The organism is Streptomyces sp. NPDC060209 (genome assembly GCF_042728155.1).
GTDB lineage: Bacteria > Actinomycetota > Actinomycetes > Streptomycetales > Streptomycetaceae > Streptomyces.
Genome location: NZ_JBHWZS010000197.1, coordinates 1 through 16189, shown reverse-complemented (window position 1 = coordinate 16189; position 16189 = coordinate 1). Strand labels below are relative to the sequence as shown.

General features: G+C 70.9%; 13 protein-coding genes. 9 read left to right on the top strand and 4 right to left on the bottom strand.

Going from position 1 to position 16189, the window contains the following annotated elements; all coding sequences use genetic code 11:
- The first annotated feature begins 63 nt into the window (after positions 1-63).
- Both ACFWFI_RS29580 and ACFWFI_RS29575 read left to right on the top strand, forming a co-directional pair.
- Positions 64-2313, top strand: coding sequence for a bifunctional polysaccharide deacetylase/glycosyltransferase family 2 protein (locus ACFWFI_RS29580; protein ID WP_387395944.1), 2250 nt, complete (start codon positions 64-66; stop codon positions 2311-2313).
- Complete coding sequence (locus ACFWFI_RS29575; RefSeq protein ID WP_387395941.1) at positions 2313-3386, top strand: acyltransferase family protein; 1074 nt, start codon at positions 2313-2315, stop codon at positions 3384-3386. The genes ACFWFI_RS29580 and ACFWFI_RS29575 overlap by 1 nt, the downstream gene beginning before the upstream one ends.
- 52 nt (positions 3387-3438) lie before the next feature.
- On the opposite strand, the gene ACFWFI_RS29570 is transcribed toward ACFWFI_RS29575, so the two are convergent.
- Positions 3439-5895, bottom strand: a complete 2457-nt coding sequence (locus ACFWFI_RS29570; RefSeq protein WP_387395938.1) for an MFS transporter — start codon at positions 5893-5895, stop codon at positions 3439-3441.
- A 200-nt stretch (positions 5896-6095) separates the two neighbouring features.
- Positions 6096-6539, bottom strand: coding sequence for an SRPBCC family protein (locus tag ACFWFI_RS29565; RefSeq protein WP_387395935.1), 444 nt, complete (start codon positions 6537-6539; stop codon positions 6096-6098).
- Positions 6540-6688: 149 nt separating this feature from the next.
- On the opposite strand from ACFWFI_RS29565, the gene ACFWFI_RS29560 reads away from it, so the two are divergent.
- The 3 genes from ACFWFI_RS29560 (at position 6689) to ACFWFI_RS29550 (ending at position 10057) form a co-directional block, all read left to right on the top strand.
- Positions 6689-7720, top strand: a complete 1032-nt coding sequence (locus ACFWFI_RS29560) for an Rv2578c family radical SAM protein (RefSeq protein WP_387395932.1) — start codon at positions 6689-6691, stop codon at positions 7718-7720.
- Positions 7721-7847: 127 nt separating this feature from the next.
- Complete coding sequence (locus ACFWFI_RS29555; RefSeq protein ID WP_387395929.1) at positions 7848-9449, top strand: alpha/beta hydrolase; 1602 nt, start codon at positions 7848-7850, stop codon at positions 9447-9449.
- 35 nt (positions 9450-9484) lie between these two features.
- Positions 9485-10057 (top strand): GNAT family N-acetyltransferase, encoded by a 573-nt coding sequence (locus tag ACFWFI_RS29550; RefSeq protein ID WP_387395926.1) that lies wholly within the window; start codon positions 9485-9487, stop codon positions 10055-10057.
- Here ACFWFI_RS29550 and ACFWFI_RS29545 read toward each other — a convergent pair.
- Positions 10035-10607, bottom strand: a complete 573-nt coding sequence (locus ACFWFI_RS29545) for an adenylosuccinate lyase (protein WP_387395923.1) — start codon at positions 10605-10607, stop codon at positions 10035-10037. The genes ACFWFI_RS29550 and ACFWFI_RS29545 overlap by 23 nt on opposite strands.
- Positions 10608-10989: 382 nt before the next feature.
- On the opposite strand from ACFWFI_RS29545, the gene ACFWFI_RS29540 reads away from it, so the two are divergent.
- Both ACFWFI_RS29540 and ACFWFI_RS29535 read left to right on the top strand, forming a co-directional pair.
- Positions 10990-12771 (top strand): 3-hydroxyacyl-CoA dehydrogenase family protein, encoded by a 1782-nt coding sequence (locus ACFWFI_RS29540; RefSeq protein ID WP_387395920.1) that lies wholly within the window; start codon positions 10990-10992, stop codon positions 12769-12771.
- Positions 12772-12862: 91 nt separating this feature from the next.
- Entirely contained in the window at positions 12863-13678 is an 816-nt protein-coding gene (locus tag ACFWFI_RS29535; protein WP_387395916.1) for a TetR family transcriptional regulator, read from the top strand.
- A gap of 33 nt (positions 13679-13711) precedes the next feature.
- On the opposite strand, the gene ACFWFI_RS29530 is transcribed toward ACFWFI_RS29535, so the two are convergent.
- Positions 13712-14461 (bottom strand): restriction endonuclease, encoded by a 750-nt coding sequence (locus ACFWFI_RS29530; protein WP_387395913.1) that lies wholly within the window; start codon positions 14459-14461, stop codon positions 13712-13714.
- 126 nt (positions 14462-14587) lie between these two features.
- On the opposite strand from ACFWFI_RS29530, the gene ACFWFI_RS29525 reads away from it, so the two are divergent.
- Positions 14588-15379: a GNAT family N-acetyltransferase gene (locus ACFWFI_RS29525; protein ID WP_387395911.1), complete on the top strand. Its 792-nt coding sequence runs from the start codon at positions 14588-14590 to the stop codon at positions 15377-15379.
- A gap of 366 nt (positions 15380-15745) precedes the next feature.
- Positions 15746-16189 (top strand): alcohol dehydrogenase catalytic domain-containing protein (locus ACFWFI_RS29520; protein ID WP_387395908.1); only part of this gene is annotated, 444 nt, incomplete at its 3' end.

Below are 16189 nucleotides of genomic sequence, written 5' to 3'. Positions count from 1 at the left end.
CGGCCGGGCGACACCGTCCGGCCAGGCGACGGCGTCGGCATCGGTATCGGGCGGGTCGAACTGATGGCCGTTTCGCGCCGCCGGCACGCCACGCCCGGCAGGATCGGCCGAGTGGGACGCCAGGCCGTCCCCCGGCCCCGCGTGATCATGGCTCTGCTGCTGTTGCTGGGGCTCGTCTGCATGATGCTGCTGGACGGCTATCTGCGTGCCGAGGTGGGCAACGACCAGCGGGTGCGCTCCGATGCCTCGGCGGACACGGTCCCCAGCGAGGTGCTGGAGGGCGGACCCCTCCTGAGCTTCCCCGGCGGCACCGCCCGAACGCAGTCCGTGCCGGACAAGACCATCGTGCTGACCTTCGACGACGGCCCCGATCCCGAGTGGAGCGGGAAGGTCATGGACATCCTGGACGAGAACGACGTGCCGGGCACCTTCTTCCTCGTCGGCTCGATGATCTCGCGCTATCCGGACGTCGTCCGCCGGATGGTCGACGAAGGCAACGAGGTGGGGGTCCACACCTTCACCCATGTCGACCTCTCCTATCAGAGCGAGGCCCGCGTCAAGCGGGAGATCGCCCAGACGCAGCTCGCCCTGGCGGGCGCCGCGGGCATCACGACGACTCTGTTCCGCGCCCCGTACTCCTCGAAGACCGATGCGATCGACGACTACAGCTGGCCCGTCTACGAGCGCCTCGGCGCGATGGGCTACACCAGCGTTTTCATCGACACCGACAGCGAGGACTGGCAGCAGCCGGGAGTCTCGAAGATCGTCAAGTGGGCGACGCCGGAGGACGGCGACGGGGCCTCGGTCCTCTTCCACGACGCGGGCGGCGACCGCTCCGAGACGCTGGCCGCTCTGCCGAAGTACATCAAGAAGATGAAGGCGAAGGGCTACACCTTCACCACCGTCAGCGGTGCGCAGCAGCAGGACGCGGCCGCCGCCGGGGAGGACGCCGCAGGGGATGACCGCGCCGCACAGGGCGGACCCGCGCAGGCAGGCACCGCGCAGGGCGACTCGGAACAGGCCGCCCACCGCCGGGCGGACACCGCCAGTGTGTGGGAGGGCCGCGCCCTGCTCGCCGCGGTCGCGGTCGCGGAATGGATCGTGCCGGGCCTCGCCGCGGTACTGGGTGTCGTCGGCGTGGCGGTCCTGGGCCGCTTCGGCATGATGCTCCTGCTCGCCCGGCGCCACTACCGGCAGCGCAACAGACGCCGGTTCACCTGGGGGCCCGAGGTCACAGGGCCGGTGAGTGTGATCGTTCCGGCCTACAACGAGAAGGAGTGCATCGCCGCCACGCTCAATTCCCTCGCCGCGAGCACTCATCCGATCGAGATCGTGGTCGTCGACGACGGTTCGACCGACGGCACCGCGGAGATAGCCGAATCGCTCGGCCTGCCCAATGTCCGGGTGATACGGCAGGAGAACGCGGGCAAACCCGCGGCCCTCAACAACGGCGTGCGGCAGGCGCGTTACGACATCGTCGTGATGATGGACGGAGACACCGTCTTCGAGCCCGACGCGGTGCACCAGCTCGTCCAGCCCTTCGCCGACCCGGGGATCGGCGCGGTCGCGGGCAACGCGAAGGTCGGCAACCGGTCCACGATGATCGGCGCCTGGCAGCACATCGAGTACGTGATGGGCTTCAACCTGGACCGCAGGATGTACGACCTGCTGCGCTGCATGCCCACCATCCCCGGCGCCATCGGCGCCTTCCGCCGCCAGGCGGTCCTGGAGGCCGGGGGGATGAGCGAGGACACACTGGCAGAGGACACCGACATCACCATCGCGCTCCACCGCGCGGGCTGGCGCGTCGTCTACGCCGAGCACGCCCGCGCCTGGACCGAGGCACCGGCTTCACTGGGGCAGTTGTGGCGTCAGCGCTACCGCTGGAGCTACGGCACCATGCAGGCGCTGTGGAAGCACCGCCGGTCCGTCACCGACCGGGGGCCCTCCGGGCGCTTCGGACGGGTCGGCATGCCGCTCGTCGTCCTCTTCCAGATCGTCACACCGGTCTTCGCTCCGCTCATCGACGTCTTCACCGTCTACGCGATGATCTTCGTGGACTTCCGCGCCTCACTGCTCGCCTGGCTGGCGGTCCTGGCCGTTCAGCTGTTCTGCGCGGCGTACGCCTTCCGCCTCGACGGGGAGAAGTACCGCTATCTGCTGATGCTGCCCTTCCAGCAGCTCGCCTACCGGCAGTTGATGTACCTCGTGCTGATCCACTCCTGCGTCACGGCCGCGACCGGCGGCCGTCTGCGCTGGCAGAAGCTGAAGCGCACCGGCGAGGTGGGCACGCCCCACATGGGGGCGTCGTAGTGGCGGGGGCACACCGCAGGACGGCGCTCGCGCCGCCCCCCGCGACCGCCACGGGCACGGGCCGCGACCGGTCCTTCGATGTGCTGCGGGCCGTGGCGCTCGTCCGGGTGGTGACCTACCACACCTTCGAGTGGCCCTGGCTGGGATATGTCTTCCCGTCCATGGGCGTGATGTTCGCGCTCGCCGGTTCGCTCATGGCCCGCTCGCTGGAGCGGCCGGCTCCCGGGGTGCTCCGCAGCAGGCTGCGGCGGCTGCTGATCCCGGTGTGGCTGTTCGGCCTCGTGCTCGTGGTGGCGATGCTGCTGCACGGCTGGGTCCCGGGGCCGGACGTACTGCTCTGGGTGCTGCCGGTCGGTGATCCGCCCGGCAACGCGTGGGGCGAGCAGGCCTGGGCGGTGCTCTGGTACCTGCGCGCCTACCTGTGGTTCGTGCTGCTCTCGCCCCTGCTGCTGCGTCTCTTCAGGCTCGCGCCGCTCCCGGCGCTCGCCCTGTCCCTGGTGCCCGTCGTGGTGCTGGAGACGGTGTCCGGTGTGCCGGACGGCCGGCTCGGGAGCGCCCTCAGTGACGCGTCGGTGTTCCTGTTCTGCTGGCTGCTGGGCTTCGCGCACCGCGACGGTGTCCTCGACCGGCTGCGCGGCCCGGGATCGGTGGCCGTCGCGGCGCCGCTGATGGCCGCGGGTGCCTGGTGGGCGGCCGGGCACCCGGCGGACGGTTCGTTCGACCTGGACGACATCCCGCTCGCCCAGGCGCTGTGGTCGGCGGGGTTCGTACTGCTCCTGCTGCGTTTCCGGCCCCGCTTCGACGGACTCGTACGTCATCCGGTGGCCGACCGGATCGTCACGGTGTTCAACGCCCGCGCGGTGACGGTCTATCTCTGGCACGAGGTGGCGCTGATGGCCGCGGTGCCGCTGATCGACCTGATGTGGGAGGTGCCCGCGCTGGAGCGGAATCTGCCGCTGGAGAGCCAGTGGGTGCAGTTCGGCGTCGCGTGGGTGCTGATCGCGGTCGCGGTGGTGTCCTTCGGCTGGGTCGAGGATGTCGCGGCGGGACGGAAGCCCCGTCTGCTGCCGTGAGGTCCGGGGGGTGCGCGGGAGCCCCAGCACACCCCCGCTCGTCCGACCGCCGTCAGTCCTCGTGTCCCAGCTGGAGATCGCGTTCGGTCCGTCCCCCTCCGGGGAGTTGGAGCACGGTGGCGACGGGCGGGTAGCCGGCGGCGATCACGGTGTACTCACCGGTCGACAGGTCCACGAACCGGAACGCCCCGTCGGAGCCGGTGGTGAGGGTGTCGACCACATTGCCCGCCGCGTCCAGCAGCGTGACCCTGGCGTCCTCGACGGCGCGTCCGCCGGGGGCGCGTACGATCCCGCGCAGCACGGCGCCGCCCGCCAGCTCGATGTCCTGCCTGGTCTCCCGGGCGGCCTGCACGCTGACCGGGAGGGCGGCGGGGCGGAAGGCCGGGGCACTGGCGGCCAGGGTGTATTCACCGGCCACCAACTCGCTGATCACATAGGCGCCTTCGCGCCCGGTGCGGGTGGACGCGACGACTTCGCCCCGTACGTCGGTGAGCGTGACCGCCGCGTCGCGGACGGGCGCGCCGTCCGGTGTGAGTACCGCTCCGGCGAGCCGTCCCGCCCCGCCCAGGACCACGTCGAGCTCCACCGGCCGGTCTCCGACCGTCACGCTGACGGCCTGCGGCTGATGCCCGCCCGCGGCCGCGATCAGCACATAGGAACCGGCCGCGGGCGCGCTCAGCGCGTACCGCCCGTCGTCGCCGCTCGCCCCGCGTCCGACCTGCCGCCCCTGGCCGTCGATGAGGGTGAGCGCGGCCCTCCCCACCACCGTGCCGTCGGGGTGCTGGACGCGGCCGCACACCGGGGTCCCGGCGAGAGGACCGGGCTGCGGCGGGCCGGGGTCGGTACGGGCCGCTGGGATCGTGGAGTGAGCCGCGGCCGGGTCGGGGGCCGTCTGCGGGGTGTGGTGGGACACCAGCGATTTCTCCTTGAGGAAGAAGGCGAGGAAGAGGCCGAGCAGAAGCACCGGCACCAGGTAGAGGAAGATCCGCGGCATCGCGTCGGCGTACGCCTGGATGTAGGCGTCGCGCAGTGCGGGCTCCATGGAGTGGACCAGCTGCGGTGTGATCGACTCCGGGTCGGGCAGGTCCGCACCGGAGGGGAGCCGCACCCCGAGCGCGTCCGCGAGCCGCCCCGCGAACAGGGTCCCGAAGATCGCGGCGCCGACGCTGCCGCCGATCTGCCGGAAGTAGTTGTGGGCGCTGGTGGCGGTGCCGAGGTCGGAAGGGCGTACGGAGTTCTGCACTGCCAGCACCAGGATGGACATGACGAGGCCGATCCCGATGCCCAGGACCGCCTGCCAGATGCCGTACTCCAGCGCCGAGGTGCCGGTGTCGAGCAGGGAGAGCAGCCACATGCCGACGACCGATACGGCTCCGCCCACCAGCGGATAGACGCGGTAGCGGCCGGTGCGCGAGACCAGCTGGCCCGAGACGACGGATGCGACGACGATTCCGCCCATCATGGGCAGCATCAGCAGCCCCGACTCGGTGGCGGAGACCCCCTCGACCATCTGGAGGTAGGTCGGCAGGTAACTGGCGGCCCCGAACAGTGCGACCCCGACGACCGCGCCCACCAGGGAGGTGACGTTGAAGACCGAGTCGCGGAACAGCCGCAGCGGGATGATGGGTTCGGCGGCGCGGTGCTCGACGACGAGGAAGAGCAGGGTCGTTCCGGCCGCTCCGGCGGCGAGTCCCAGAATGGTCCGCGAGCCCCAGGCGTACTCCGTACCGCCCCAGCTGGTGAGCAGCACCAGACAGGTCGACGCGGCGGCCAGCAGCAGTGCCCCCAGCACGTCGAGGCGGGGGCGGACGGCCGGCTTGGGCAGTTTCAGTACGAGTGCGATGACGGCGAGGGTGACGATGCCGAACGGCACGTTGATGTAGAAGCACCAGCGCCAGGAGGCGTGGTCGGTGAAGAAGCCTCCGAGGAGCGGCCCGGCCACGGAGGCGAGGCCGAAGACCGCCCCGATGAGGCCCATGTAGCGGCCCCGTTCCCTGGCCGGGACGATGTCCGCGATGATCGCCTGGACGCCGATCATCAGCCCGCCGCCGCCGATGCCCTGGACGGCCCGGAAGGCGATGAGTTCGTCCATGGTGCGCGACCAGCCCGCGAGGGCGGAACCGATGATGAAGATGATGATCGCGAACTGGAAGACGCCCTTGCGGCCGAAGAGGTCGCCGAGCTTTCCGTAGATCGGCAGGCCGATCGTGGAGGCGAGCAGATAGGCGGTGACCGCCCAGGACATCTTGTCCAGGCCGTGCAGCTCACCGACGATCTTCGGCAGGGCGGTGGCGACGATCATCTGGTCGAGTGCCGCGAGCAGCAGGGTGAGCATCAGCCCGAGGAAGACCAGCCGGACCCTGCGGGGGCTGATCTCGTCCGGCGGTGCGGGCGATCCGGCGGCGGACGGCGGCGGGGGCGGCTCGGCCCGCACCGGGGTCCCGGGCCCGGGCGGCCCGTACTCCGTGCCTCCCGGCTCGTCCTTCACCAGAGTGATCCCACCCACCACGTGACGCTCCCCTCGTCGCAGCTGCGCCGCCCATTTCTCGCATCAGGCGGCAAGGCGGGGCAAACGCGACCGGGCGCACGCACGGCGCACACGGAGGGCTTATGCGCCGGTGGGAGGCACTACGGCGCACAACCGGCCGCCCCGGAAAACCACCCGTTCCGGTGAGGCCGGCCGCGACGCCAACAGCAGGGGGAGCGGCGTTACTTCTCGACCTCGGTGGCGAGGTTCTGCAGCAGTTCGTCGTAGATCCGGCCGAGCCCCTTGGGCGCGAAGGTCTTCTCGAAGAACCCTCCGATGCCGCCGGCGCCGTTCCACACGGTCGAGACGACGGCCTTGGACTTCCCCTCGCCCGCCGGGGTGACGGTCCACGTGGTGACCATCGAGGAGTTGCGGTCCTTCTCGATCAGCTGCCCGTCGGTCGGCTCGGTGACCTCGAGCAGGCAGTCGCGGACCCGCTTGCTCGTGGCCTGGAGCTTCCAGTGGACGAGGGTGCCTTCGCCGTCTCCGCCCTCGCGCACCTCGTACTCACTGAAGTGCCCGGTCAGCACCTTGCCCCGGACCTCCTTGTAGTCGGCCAGCGCATCGAACACCTTCTCTGCGTCCGCCGCGATGATCCGCTCTGTCGTGGCCTCGACCTGCGCCATGCCTGTTCCTCCAGCACTCGGTTGTTCGGGGTGCTGCTGAGCCAACCACCTCGGGTGCGGCCCCTCAAAATCGGGTCCCGCACCCCGCCGCGCACGATCAAGGGAACATATGTTCTATTCTCTGCCGGAGTACTACCGAGGAGGGGTTCATGCGCTGGGACAATCTGGCAGAGAACACCACAAAGAGCGGGAACGGTGCGCTCTTCGCCGCGGACGCGGTGACCACGCGCACCTTCGACACCCCGGAATTCAGGGGGATCACCTTCCATGAGATCCGGGCCCGCTCGATCGTGAACCGGGTGCCCGGGGCCTCCCGTATGCCGTTCGAATGGACCGTGAACCCGTACCGGGGCTGCACCCATGCCTGCGTCTACTGCTTCGCCCGCAAGACCCACGGCTATCTGGACCTGGACACCGGCCTCGATTTCGACTCCCAGATCGTCGTCAAGGTCAACGCCGCCGAACTGCTGAGCCGCCACCTGGCCTCCCGTCAGTGGCACGGCCAGCACATCGCGATGGGCACGAACGTCGACTGCTACCAGCGTGCCGAGGGCCGCTACCGGCTCATGCCCGGCATCATCGCGGCCCTGCGTGATCACGCGAACCCCTTCTCCGTCCTCACGAAGGGCACCCTGATCCTGCGCGACCTCGACCTGCTGCGGCAGGCCGCCGAGGTCACCGAGGTCGGCGTCTCCGTCTCCGTCGGATTCACCGACCCGGAGCTGTGGCGCACGGTCGAGCCGGGCACCCCCTCCCCCGAGCGCCGCCTGGACGTCGTCCGCGCCATGACGGACAACGGCATCGGCTGCGGAGTGCTGATGGCCCCGGTCATCCCCTTCCTCGGCGACCACCCCGATCAGCTGCGCGCCACGGTCCGCGCCATCGCCGCCGCCGGGGCGACCTCGGTCACACCGCTCGTCCTGCACCTGCGGCCCGGCGCCCGTGAGTGGTTCATGCAGTGGCTCGCCCAGCACCATCCGCACCTGGTGCGACGGTACGAACAGATGTACGCGGACGGGGCGTACGCGCCGACCTGGTACCAGCGGGGCATCACCCGTCGGGTACACGAACTGGCGGCCGAGTTCGGCATCGGCCCGGCCGACCGGGGCGGCGCCCGCCGCGTCGTCCGCGAGACCCCGGCGGCCCTCCCGGACGGTCCCACCCAGCTGTCACTGCTCTGACCGCTCCGGTCTCCGTCACCGAACGGGTCAACTCTCGACGACATGAGTCCTTCCGTATCCGGAACCGGGAAGCATGCGGCGGGGGCTGTGCCACCCACAGCCCCATTCCCCGACCCCGGGAGGCCCCATGACGAAACGTGCAGGAATTCTGGTCGCCGTCGGTGCCACGGTCGCGGGTCTGGTGACCGCCGCACCGTCCACCGCGTCCGCGCCGTCCACCACGTCCGCGGAGGCGGGTACGGCGACTCCACGCGCCGCCGCGCCGCTCAAGTGGACCGGCTGCGGGACGAAGTCGTATCCGAGGTTGCAGTGCTCAACCGTCCGCGCACCGCTGGACCATGACAACCCGTCGGGCATGCCGGTCACCCTCGCCCTCTCCCGGATCCCGCACACGGCGAAGACCTCGCAGGGGCCGCTGCTGGTCAACCCCGGCGGCCCGGGCGGCAGCGGGCTCTCCATGGCCGGCTTCGTGGCGTCCTCACTGCCCGCGAAGCTCGCGGCGCAGTACGACGTGATCGGGTTCGACCCGCGCGGGGTCGGGAAGAGCACCCCCGCCCTGAACTGCGTACCGAAGTACTTCGAGCCCGTACGCCCCGACACCGTGCCGGACTCCTACGAGGCGGAGAAGACCGCGCGCAACCGGGCCGCGTCCTTCGCGGCCGCGTGCGGCGAGAAGCACGGCGACCTGCTGCCGTACATGGACACCGTCAGCGCCGCGAAGGACCTCGACGTCATCCGCCAGGCCCTCGGCGCACAGCAGATCAACTACTTCGGATACTCCTACGGCACCTATCTGGGCGCGGTCTACGCCAAGCTGTTCCCCGAGCGCGTACGCCGCCTGGTGCTGGACTCGGTCGTCGACCCGGACGGCGTCTGGTACGAGGACAACCTCGGCCAGGACCACGCGTTCGACGCCCGCCACAAGGCCTTCGCCGCGTGGGTGGCGAAGAACGACGCCACGTACGGCCTCGGCAGCGACCCGGCAGCGGTCGAAGCCGCGTGGTACGGGATGCGCGACGCGGTGAAGAAGCAGCCCGCGGCCGGCAAGGTCGGGCCGTCCGAGCTCGAGGACACCTTCATGCCGGGCGGCTACTACGACGGCTACTGGCCGCGCCTCGCCGAGGCGTTCGCGGCGTACGTGAAGGACGAGGACCAGGACGCGCTCGCCACGGCCTACGACGACTTCGCCGCCGTCGACAAGAGCGGTGACAACGGGTACTCCGTCTACGCGGCCGTGCAGTGCCGTGACGCCGGCTGGCCCCGGACCTGGAGCACCTGGCGCAACGACACCTGGCAGGCGCACCGTAAGTCGCCCTTCATGACGTGGAACAACACCTGGTACAACGCCCCGTGCGCGACCTGGCCGGTGGAGCCGCTGGAGCCCGTGCAGGTCAGCAACGACCGGATCCCTCCCGCACTGATCTTCCAGGCCACCGACGACGCGGCCACGCCCTACGAGGGCGGCGTCACCATGAGCCGCAAGCTCAAGGGGTCCGGTCTCGTCGTCGAGCAGGGCGGCGGCAACCACGGGATCACGCTGAGCGGCAACGGGTGCCTGGACGCGCACCTGGTGGACTACCTCACCGACGGCACCCTCCCGACCGGCGGCGGCAGCGGCGCGGACGCGGTCTGCGCCGCCCAGCCGGAGCCGAAGGCCGCCCCGGCCACGAAGTCGGGCACGAGCACGAAGGGCAGCACACTGCACGGCCTGCTCGGTTTCCGCGGCTGACAATTGCCGAACCCTCACCGGGGGCGTGCGCCAGGATGGTCCGCGTGATCACACGGACCATCCCCGCGCACGCCCCCGGCGTACGTGTACGGGACATGACGCTCGCCGACTGCGCCGCCGTGGCGGACATACGGGTCCGCGGTTGGCGGCACGCGTACGCGGGTCTGATCCCGCAGGCCTACCTGGACGCGATGGACGTCGTCCAGGACGCCGAGCGCCGGCGCGCGTACCTCACGGCGGACGGCGGGCCGGTGAACCTGGTGACCGAGGCTCCGGACGCCACGGTGACTGGCTGGGCCTGCTACGGACCGTGCGGCGACGGGACGGGGCGGCAGGAGCGCGGTGAGCTGTACGCGCTCTATGTGCGCCCGGACCGCATCGGCACGGGCACCGGGCGCTCACTGCTCACCGAGGTGACCGCGCGGGCCCAGGCGGGCGGATTCGGCGAGATGACGCTCTGGGTGCTGAAGGAGAACGTGCGGGCCCGGCGCTTCTACGAGCGGTCCGGGTTCCGGCCGGACGGTGCGGAGGAGACCTTCGAGGCAGGTGGTGCCATGGTGCCCGAGGTCCGGTATGTACGCGCGCTCAGCCCGCCGGCAGCCGCCTGAGGGCCTCCGCCGCCGCCGTGCCGAGGCGCGGGTGCGGAAGCGCCGCCTCCAGGACCGGGCGGGCTCTCCCGTCCTCGAGGATCCCCAGACCTTCGACGCAGGCGAGCGCGACGCGCCAGTGCGGCTCGCCGGGGGTCAGCAGCCGGTGCAGGGTGCTGACCAGGGCGGGCACCGATTCGGGTGCGTGGAGTGCGGTCAGCAGCCGCACCGGATGCAGGGCGTAGGCGGTCCGCATGCTGTTGGTGGCGAGCGCGGCCGCCGCTCTGGGTGTCCGGGGGTCACCGAGGAGCCGGAGGGCGTGCGCGGCAGATACGCAGCGCTCGGGATCACGGTGGTTGAGGAGGAGCACCAGCGCCTCGAAGGCCCGGCGGTCGCCTCGGCAGCCGAGCCGGAACGCCGCGATCTCACGGGCCCACAGCGGGCGTTCGCGCTCGACGAGGACCAGGGCCAGCTCCTCGTCGTCCTCGGTGGCCAGCAGCCTCCGGAAGGCCTCGGACCCACCCGCCTCGTCGCCGAGTCTGTCCGTCAGCGAGCGGAACTCCTCATCCATGACGTTGAGTTTAGCGATGCACACGCAGGGTGTCCGGATCGGGGTGTCCCCTGCTCCAGCGGAGTCGAGAGCTCTAAGAACTGTGTGCCAGGGCACAGACGGCCAGGGCTGGCGCGCTCGTTACTCGCCGGTTAGTCTCAAGTGAGCGGGACACACACCCGCCGGCTCCGGTGGCCTGGTGACGCAGCCATTCGGAGTGCTTGTCGGTTCGGCAGTTTGTGAGACGCGGCTCGGGACAGAGCCCGTCACCTCTCCCCCGTGTGCCGTGCGCACCCGGGACCGTGCACCACGACACGCAATTCCCGCACACCGAGCGCCGGTTGTTTCCGACCCTGCGCGCCGCAGTGCTCCTCTCAGTCGTCACTCACCCTGGAGTCCCGTGATGGACACCCCGCTCACCACCATTGCCGTCGTCGGCCTCGGCACCATGGGCACCGGCATCGCCGAGGTCCTGGCCCGTGCGGGCCGCGAGGTCGTCGGCATCGACATCAGCGAAGCAGCCGCCCGTCAGGCCGTCGCCTCCCTGGAGGCCTCCACCGCGCGCTCCGTGCGACGTGAGCGGATCACGGAGCAGGAGCGGCGCGACATCCTCGCCCGGTTCCGAACGTTCTCCGATCTGCAGGCCGCCGCGGACGCGGAGCTGGTCATCGAGGTCGTGCCCGAGACGTACGAGATAAAGCAGCAGCTCTTCCGGGAGCTCGACGCGGTGGTCTCCCCCACCACGATCCTCGCTACGGGCACGAACGCCCTCTCCGTGACCCGGCTGGCCGCCGAGTCGCAGCACCCCGAGCGCGTCCTCGGCCTGCACTTCTTCAATCCGGCGCCCGTGATGAAGCTCGTCGAGGTGGTCTCCTCCGTGCTGACCGCACCGCCCGCCGTGGAGAGCGTCACCCGGCTCGCCCGTGAGCTGGGCAAGGAACCGGTCGCCGTCGGCGACCGCCCGGGTTTCGTCGCGGACGGCCTGCTGTTCGGCTACCTCAACCAGGCCGCGGCGATGTACGAGGCGAACTACGCCTCCCGTGAGGACATCGACGCCGCCATGAAGCTGGGCTGCGGGCTGCCGATGGGCCCACTGGCGCTGCTCGACCTGATCGGCATCGACACGGCCCGCACGGTCCTGGAGGCCATGTACTCCGCGTCCCACGACCGGCTGCACGCCCCGGCCCCGGTGCTCGGGCAGCTCAGCGAGGCGGGCCTGACCGGCCGCAAGGCGGGCCGCGGCTTCTACACCTACGACGCCCCTGGCGGCCAGGACGTGGTGCCGGACGCCCTGACTCCGACCGGGAGCGCGGGCGCGGCCACCGGGCGGGACGTGAACTCGGTGGGCGTGGCCGGCTCCGGGACCATGGCCTCGGGTATCGCCGAGGTCTTCGCGAAGGCCGGGTACGCCGTGGTGCTCGCCGCGCGCAGCCAGGAGAAGGCGGACACGGCCAAGGCCCGGATCGCCAAGTCCCTGGGCCGTTCGGTGGCCAAGGGCAGGCTCACGGAGGAGGCCCGGGACGAGACGCTCGCCCGGATCACCGCCGCGGGCTCGCTGGATTCCTTCGCCGACGTCGATCTCGCTGTCGAGGCGGTCGCCGAGGACCTGGAGATCAAGCGTCAGCTCTTCCAGACCCTGGACAAGGTCTGCAAGCCGGGCGCGGTGCTGGCGACGACCACCTCGTCCCTGCCTGTCGTGGCGGTCGCCAAGGTGACCTCGCGGCCCGAGGACGTCATCGGGATGCACTTCTTCAACCCCGCGCCCGCGATGAAGCTGGTCGAGGTGGTCCGCACAGTGCTGACCGCCGACGACGTGCACGCCACGGTCCGTGAGGTCTGCCTGAAGGTGCGCAAGCACCCGGTGGACTGCGGCGACCGGGCCGGTTTCATCGTGAACGCGCTGCTCTTCCCCTATCTCAACAACGCGATCAAGATGGTCGAGGAGCACTACGCGACGCTCGACGACATCGACGCGGCGATGAAGCTGGGCGGCGGCTACCCCATGGGCCCCTTCGAGCTCCTGGACGTCGTCGGCCTGGACGTCTCGCTCGCCATCGAGAAGGTTCTGCACGGCGAGTTCCGCGACCCGGGCCTCGCCCCGGCGCCGCTGCTCGAGCATCTGGTGGCCGCGGGCTGCCTCGGCCGCAAGACGGGGCGCGGCTTCCGCGAATATGCCCGCCGCTGATCCCGGAGCCGGGTGGGGCGGGTTGCTGGGGCCCTCGGGCGACCCGCCCCCACAGGCGCACTCCCCTGCACCGATGGGTTACGTTCACCTCATGTCCCAACCCGCCAAGTCCCCTCGTTCCTCCGCCGCGACGGACGCCCCGGAAACCGCCGCAGGCACCCGGGCCGCAGCCCAACGGCTCAAAATGCGCCGCGAACTGGCCGCGGCGGCAATGGAACTGTTCGCCACGAAGGGGTACGAGGCGACGACGGTCGACGAGATCGCGGGGGCCGCCGGGGTCGCCCGGCGCACGTTCTTCCGCCACTTCCGCTCCAAGGAAGAGGCCATCTTCCCGGACCACGACGACACCCTCGTCAGGGCCGAGGCCGTCCTCAATGCCGCCCCCGCGCACGAGCACCCGCTCGACACCGTGTGCCGCGGCATCAAGGAAGTCATGAAGATGTACGCGGCGAAGCCCGCGGTCTCCGTGGCGCGCTACAAACTGACCCGTGAGGTGCCCACGCTCCGCGAGGCCGAGATCGCCTCGGTGGCCCGCTACGAGCGGCTTTTCACGCGCTATCTGCTGGGCCACTTCGATGAGCGCGACCACCATGTGGGCAATGACGACCCGCTGCTCGCGGAGGTCGCCGCGTCCGCCGTGGTGACCGCGCACAACCATGTACTGCGGCGCTGGCTGCGCGCGGACGGCCAGGGCGACGTCGAGTCGCAGCTCGATCACGCGTTCGCGATCGTCCGGGACACCTTCGGCACGGGGATCGGGGCGGGGCGGACCGTGGGGGGCGAGCCCGCGAGGACTCCCGCCGCGTCGGTGTCCAGGGAAGGCGAGGTGCTGGTCGCCGTGGCCCGCACCGACGCGCCGCTCGACGAGGTCATGCGCACGATCCAGCAGGCCCTGAAGGAGCACTGAGCCCGGTCCCGGCGGGCTCCCAGGCGGTGTCCGCTAGCGCTCGGCGGCCCGCACGGCCGCTGCCGCGTGCCAGGGCGGCGGCGCGGCGCCCTCGCTCCACGCGGTGAGCTCGTCGATGCCGACACAGACTATGCCGCACTGCTCGGCGTACTCGAGAGCCGGTTCCGTGAATTCGCCGGTGGTGACGACGACGGCCGCCTCGGCCCCGTGCACCGCGTAACAGGTGCCGCCGAAGCGCTGGAGATCCTGCGAGCCGACCTTGTTGCCGTCCGTGTACCGCTTGCACTGGACGACCAGACTGCGGCCGTCCGGCGTGGTGGCCACCACGTCCGCGCCCAGGTCACCGGCTCCTCCGACGACTTCGACGTCGAGGCAGCCGTCCCGCCCGCAGAGAGCGGCCACGGCCTCCTCGAAGTCGTACGGGTCCATGGCCGCGTAGTCGACCGGCCACACCGGCTCGGGGTCCGGGACGGCGGCCGGCGGCAACTCCTCCAGGGCCGCGTCCACGACCTCGTACGCGGTCTCGACGGCTGCCGCGGCCGCCCTGGCCGCCGTCCTGCGGCTGCGACGCATGCGCAGGAGCGCCACGGCCCCGGCCACCAGCACGGCGACCGAGGCCACGGCGACCACCGGATGCCGTTCGGCGCTCCTCAGGGCCATGCGCACCGCCAGCCCGGCACCGCAGACCAGGAGGGCGAGGAACACGAAGCCGAACGCTGTCCGCCGGACGTCGAATTCGGCCCCCCGGCCCTTACGGACACTTCTGCGCACCTGTATACCCATCGCGTACCCACCCCTGCCCGTTGCGATCCGATCAAGATCACTTCCGTCTGCCCCGGGGCCGGCGGTTGACGCAGCGGCCCGGAAAACCCGGTGGTCAGCCGCGGACCGGCGTGCTCGGATGCGCACATGGAACCCGACGAGATGCTGGCCCTCTTCGACCGCGAGATGCGCGAACACGCCCGCCCCGACGGCCCCGGCACACGCGTCGAACGGGTGGGTGACGTCGTACGGCAGACCGGCGGCCCCGACGACTGGAACGGCGTGGTGTGGACGGCCCCCGACCTCTCCCCCGGCCGCGCGGAGTCGGAGATCGCGGCACAGGTGGAGCACTACACCTCCCGGGGTCTCGGCGAGTTCGAGTGGAAGCTGTACGCGCACGACAGCCCGGCCGGGCTCGGCGGACTCCTCACCGCGGCCGGTTTCGAGCCGGAGCCGCCGGAGACCCTGCTGGTGGCCCCCGTGGCGGAGCGGCCCATGTCGGTGGCACTCCCCGAGGGCGTCCGGCTGCGGAACGTGACCGACGCGGCAGGGGTCGAGCTGATGGTCCGGGCCCATGAGCTGGCCTTCGGCACCGACGGTTCGCGATTGCGTCACCAGGCCCTGGCCCGCCTCACCGACACCCCGGACACGTTCGTCGCAGTGGTCGCCATGGCGGGCGACGAACCGGTGAGTTCGGCCCGGATGGAGATGCACCCCGGTACCGGCTTCGCCGGGCTGTGGGGAGGAGGGACCGCGGCGCCCTGGCGGGGCAGGGGGATCTACCGGGCCCTGATCGCCCACCGGGCTCGCATCGCCGCCGGGCTCGGCTACCGCTTCCTCCAGGTCGACGCGACGGATCAGTCCGCCCCGATCCTGCGGCGGCTCGGCTTCACGGCCCTCAGCACGACGACGCCGTACGTGTACCGCACCGCGCCGTAGCTCGCACAAAAGAGGGAGCAACGCGCCATACCGCCCATGATGTTGCTCATGCGTGCCTACGAGATGACAACTGAGAGAAATTGTTGGCACTGGGTGCCTTGCCACCTGTCACGGAGTGCCATACGTTGAAGGAGTCCGGGCGGCCGGCGTGCAGAGACCTCTCGTACGCCGGCTGTCCCCGCAGACCACGTGTCCGCGCGCCCGGGCGCCTGCGTCACAGGCAAACCCTTCTGCTCCACCGAGCAGGCCCACAGCACCACCCGCCGAACCGACGGCACACCTCCACACCGCACCGCTCCCCTGACCACAGGGGTCCTCCGAGCGTTTCCCTCGACGCCGGAGACCCGATCTGCCGGAGGCATCACCGTGAAGGAAATCCTGGACGCGATCCAATCGCAGGACAGCACGGCCGCGGACTTCGCGGCCCTGTCCATCCCCGAGTCGTACCGCGCGGTGACCGTGCACAAGGACGAGGCCGAGATGTTCGCCGGCGTCGCCAGCCGCGACAAGGACCCCCGCAAGTCCCTCCACATCGAGGACGTGCCGGTGCCGGAGCTCGGCCCGGGCGAGGCCCTGGTGGCCGTCATGGCCAGCTCGGTCAACTACAACTCCGTGTGGACGTCGATCTTCGAGCCCGTCTCGACGTTCGGCTTCCTGGAGCGGTACGGCAAGCTCAGTGACCTGAGCAAGCGCCATGACCTCCCGTACCACGTCATCGGTTCCGACCTCGCGGGTGTCGTGCTGCGCACCGGGCCCGGCGTCAACGCCTGGCACCCGGGCGACGAGGTCGTCGCGCACTGCCTGTCCGTC

Excerpts from the sequence above, each read along its gene's own strand:
- ACFWFI_RS29565 (WP_387395935.1), bottom strand. The coding sequence starts at position 6,539 with ATGGCGCAGGTCGAGGCCACGACAGAGCGGATCATCGCGGCGGACGCA.
- ACFWFI_RS29540 (WP_387395920.1), top strand. The coding sequence starts at position 10,990 with ATGGACACCCCGCTCACCACCATTGCCGTCGTCGGCCTCGGCACCATG.
- ACFWFI_RS29580 (WP_387395944.1), top strand. The coding sequence starts at position 64 with ATGGCCGTTTCGCGCCGCCGGCACGCCACGCCCGGCAGGATCGGCCGA.
- ACFWFI_RS29535 (WP_387395916.1), top strand. The coding sequence starts at position 12,863 with ATGTCCCAACCCGCCAAGTCCCCTCGTTCCTCCGCCGCGACGGACGCC.
- ACFWFI_RS29560 (WP_387395932.1), top strand. The coding sequence starts at position 6,689 with ATGCGCTGGGACAATCTGGCAGAGAACACCACAAAGAGCGGGAACGGT.
- ACFWFI_RS29555 (WP_387395929.1), top strand. The coding sequence starts at position 7,848 with ATGACGAAACGTGCAGGAATTCTGGTCGCCGTCGGTGCCACGGTCGCG.
- ACFWFI_RS29530 (WP_387395913.1), bottom strand. The coding sequence starts at position 14,461 with ATGGGTATACAGGTGCGCAGAAGTGTCCGTAAGGGCCGGGGGGCCGAA.
- ACFWFI_RS29525 (WP_387395911.1), top strand. The coding sequence starts at position 14,588 with ATGGAACCCGACGAGATGCTGGCCCTCTTCGACCGCGAGATGCGCGAA.
- ACFWFI_RS29545 (WP_387395923.1), bottom strand. The coding sequence starts at position 10,607 with ATGGATGAGGAGTTCCGCTCGCTGACGGACAGACTCGGCGACGAGGCG.
- ACFWFI_RS29550 (WP_387395926.1), top strand. The coding sequence starts at position 9,485 with ATGGTCCGCGTGATCACACGGACCATCCCCGCGCACGCCCCCGGCGTA.